We start from the raw sequence: 3,279 nt of genomic DNA on the forward strand, positions 1-3,279 counted from the left end.
TGTGGTGGCCAGCAGCTCCAGATTGCCCGGATCATTGGTCACTGCCGAGCATTCGGCAGTGACCCCGCAGTTCTGGAGTCGCTTGGCCAAAGCCGAATCCACTGAAGGGCCGCGATCAGTGAAGTTGATCACACCGCCCTGCAGTGCAAACTCTTCCATGTCAAACACATCCCGCAATTCCAGCGTAAGGTCATGGCCGCCCCATGGGTCAAACCGTCCGGTTCCCAGATCAGTGTCCTAGCCTGAAACGGCTCGCGTATGGCAGGTAGCGGTCACGTTGCCCCAGCAGCCTATGCGCAACGTGGCATGAACACGGTCCTGGGGAAAATCACCGGGCTGCACCATACCGTCAACCTTGTATTCGCTTTCAGTGACGTGAGTCCAGTGGACTCAGACCAACGTCCACAATGTCTGTATTCCAATCCCTGTGGCCGCTGAGGCTGAAGCCGGACACTCTGGATTCGGCGGTGTTGACCAGGGAATTCCGGATTTCCGTGATCACACCGCTTCGACAGGTCACAAGGGTTGACGATCCTTGCCGGGCTTCCATGTCAACGATGGACTGGGCGGCGGCCCGGCCGGCAGGTCGGAACTCTCAACCCGGAACCACTCCGCAGCAAGGGAGAGGTGGCCCAATTCCGCAATTCCGCCAAAGCTCCAGTTTTTCGACTTGCTTGGCATCAGGTCGGAATTACTGCCGTAGATGGTCTTGATCTGGGTTCGGTCACAGTTCGTCAGTGCTCCATCATAGGTTTTCGTGTCACAGATGTAGGGATACGTGACCGCATCGGTGGCATGGAGGCTGCTGAGGGACGGTGAATTTGAACCCTTCCACGTCATTGTAGGTCGTCAAGCTGCGCGGCCAGCAAGATCGTCCAGTCGGGAAGCGGTGGAAATTGCACCTCGGCAAATCCTGACTTACTCGATCCCCTGCCTTTACATCGTCCCGGTCGAACCTCAACGTCATTCTGCGAATCGCGGCCTGGTGGGCAGGGTCGGTTGATTGTGGATTCGTGAGATCGTACTCTCCTGCCTCAATGGCCGCAACGGCCAGGCTCTCGCTCACGAAGGTGTTACCGGTTTTCTGTTCTTCACGGCGATAGCAATTTACAGACAGATCTCATCTGACGTTGCCCTTCAGTGCCCCCTGAAAGCCAACCGTCACGTCATGTTGATTAGGATCTTCTTTCCAGTCACGGTTACCATGGCCCGGGAAACGGTGGTTGACAATCAGTGGTCCGGCATCCGCACCCGCTGCTGCCAGCAGCTCTGCACTCGGATTGGCAATGGTAAATTGACCCGCTGACGGGGCATAGCGAAACGCGGTATCGGCCCACGCCAGCCGTCCATCAATATAAATGGATGCGGCATCACCCAGGGGGTAATCAAGATTGACGAAAACACGCTTGCTCTTAAATTGCTCCGTGTTCCAGACGATGTTGCCATAAGCAAAGCCACAGCCTTCGCCGTTAAAGCCTCCAGGATTTTGCAGGCTGCCCGTATAGCCAAGGCTTGTGGGGCACTCACCCAATGCTCGGGCGACTGGGCAGCCCTCATCCTGAAAGATGACAGTATTGCCGCCGACAGACACGCCGTCTGTCTCCGCAAAGCGGCCGCCTGGAGACCATTTGGAGCGGCTGTAGTCCCTGTCAGCCGCTGGGATCTGGCCCTTGTGAACGCTGTCAACGCCCACCACCAGGTGTCCGCTCCCCACGCCGGCGCCCCAGAGGAGGCTGGCCTGGCCGGTTGCGCCGCTTAATGCCTGGGGGAGACCGCCCAGTGCCGCCGCCTAATCCTTCATAATCACGGCGGAGCACGATGTTGATGGCTCCTGGAACGGCAACGCCATCATTCGGTTTGCCGTGTCGTTGTTCAGGATCTCGATGCGTTCAACGGCCGACAACGGCAACAGATCCAGGGAGCCGGCTGGATAGCGGCCGTTGATCAGAATCCGGTATCCAAGGACCAGCGGGCGGTATAGGCCGAAATTGTTATAGTTGCTACGATCAGAGATCAATTCATTAAGGGTTGTTAGACCGGAGGTCTCAATGTCCTCTCGAGTGATCACGGCAAGAGGTTGAAATTGTTCATTGGACACCTATTCCGATCCTTCGATTGAAGCGCTTGCGCCAGCGCCTGGCTGGGCCATAACCGGACCCGCAGCAGTGGCAAAAGCCAAGACTGTGGCCAGGCAGTCCTTCCAGGACAGGTTGGGGGGGGAGCTTGGCTTTGGTGATTTTCCAGGCTTTCCCTCTGCTGTTCGTCATTGGCTGGCCCGGCGGAAGCGAAAACTGTGGCTGAGATCATCACACGGCAGGCGCTTCCGCCAGCGTCAAGTTCCTGGGCCTGCAACGGCAGCTTATACGGGCTCCACCGCCAAGTGGCTATTGGCCTCAATGGTGCTGAGCACCTGCCGGGCCCGCAGCACCACGGAGTTGGGGATTCCCGCCAAGCGGGCGGCCTCAATGCCGTAGCTGCGGTCGGCGCCACCCGGGCGCACCTGATGGAGAAACACCAGTTGGTCGTTTTCCTCAACCACAATCACCTGATGATTGGCCACGTTGGGCAAACGCTGGGCCAGGTGGTTGAGCTCGTGGTAATGGGTGGCAAAGATGGTGCGGGACCCCAGGCGGGTGGCCAGGTCTTCGGCAACGGCCCAGGCAATGGCCAGGCCGTCGAAGGTGGCGGTGCCCCGCCCGATCTCGTCCAGCAACACCAGGGAGCGATCCGTGGCGTGGTGGAGGATGTTGGCGGTTTCGCTCATCTCCACCATGAAGGTGGACTGCCCGGCTGCCAGGTCGTCCACGGCGCCAACCCGGGAGAAGATCCGGTCACAGAGGCCCAGGTGCGCTTCAGTGGCCGGCACGTAACCGCCCATCTGGGCCAGAAGCTGGAGGAGGCCCGTCTGGCGCAGGTAGCAGCTTTTGCCGCTGGCGTTGGGACCGGTGAGGATGATCAGGTCGGCGCCCGGGGATTGGCCGAGGGCCAGGTTGTTGGCCACAAACGCGCCCTGCACCAGGTTTTGCTCCACCACCGGGTGCCGGCCTGCGGTGATGGCCATGGCGCGGCCGTCGTCCACGTGGGGACGGCAGTAGTTGTGGGTGGCCGCCAACTCCGCCAGCCCCGCCAGAGCATCCAGATCCGCCACGGCTGCGGCCCGCTGGCGGACGGGATCGGCCTGCTCCCCCACCTGCTGGCGTAGAGCGCAGAACAGGTCGTATTCCCGCTGGGCCGTGCGGGAGCGCAGGGACAGGATGCGGCCCTCCCGCTCCTTCAGCT

At 60.4% G+C, this 3,279-nt stretch carries 4 protein-coding genes; all 4 read right to left on the minus strand.

Annotated features, from left to right (window positions below):
• Positions 1-516: 516 nt before the first annotated feature.
• Positions 517-840 carry a hypothetical protein gene (locus tag BG35_RS0108020; protein ID WP_025782414.1) on the minus strand — a complete coding sequence of 108 codons (324 nt, stop codon included), beginning with the start codon at positions 838-840 and terminating at the stop codon, positions 517-519.
• A gap of 280 nt (positions 841-1,120) precedes the next feature.
• Complete coding sequence (locus tag BG35_RS0108025; protein WP_152535238.1) at positions 1,121-1,696, minus strand: hypothetical protein; 576 nt, start codon at positions 1,694-1,696, stop codon at positions 1,121-1,123.
• A 93-nt stretch (positions 1,697-1,789) separates the two neighbouring features.
• Positions 1,790-2,068 carry a hypothetical protein gene (locus BG35_RS0108030; protein WP_236619834.1) on the minus strand — a complete coding sequence of 93 codons (279 nt, stop codon included), beginning with the start codon at positions 2,066-2,068 and terminating at the stop codon, positions 1,790-1,792.
• A gap of 291 nt (positions 2,069-2,359) precedes the next feature.
• A partial coding sequence (locus BG35_RS0108035; RefSeq protein ID WP_025782417.1) for a MutS-related protein occupies positions 2,360-3,279 on the minus strand: 920 nt, incomplete at its 5' end.

It is taken from the genome of Candidatus Synechococcus spongiarum SH4, from assembly GCF_000586015.1.
Taxonomy (GTDB): domain Bacteria; phylum Cyanobacteriota; class Cyanobacteriia; order PCC-6307; family Cyanobiaceae; genus Synechococcus_B; species Synechococcus_B spongiarum_F.

What these genes read in the sequence shown, in the direction of transcription:
- BG35_RS0108020 (WP_025782414.1), bottom strand. Translation starts at nt 840, where the DNA reads ATGACGTGGAAGGGTTCAAATTCACCGTCCCTCAGCAGCCTCCATGCC.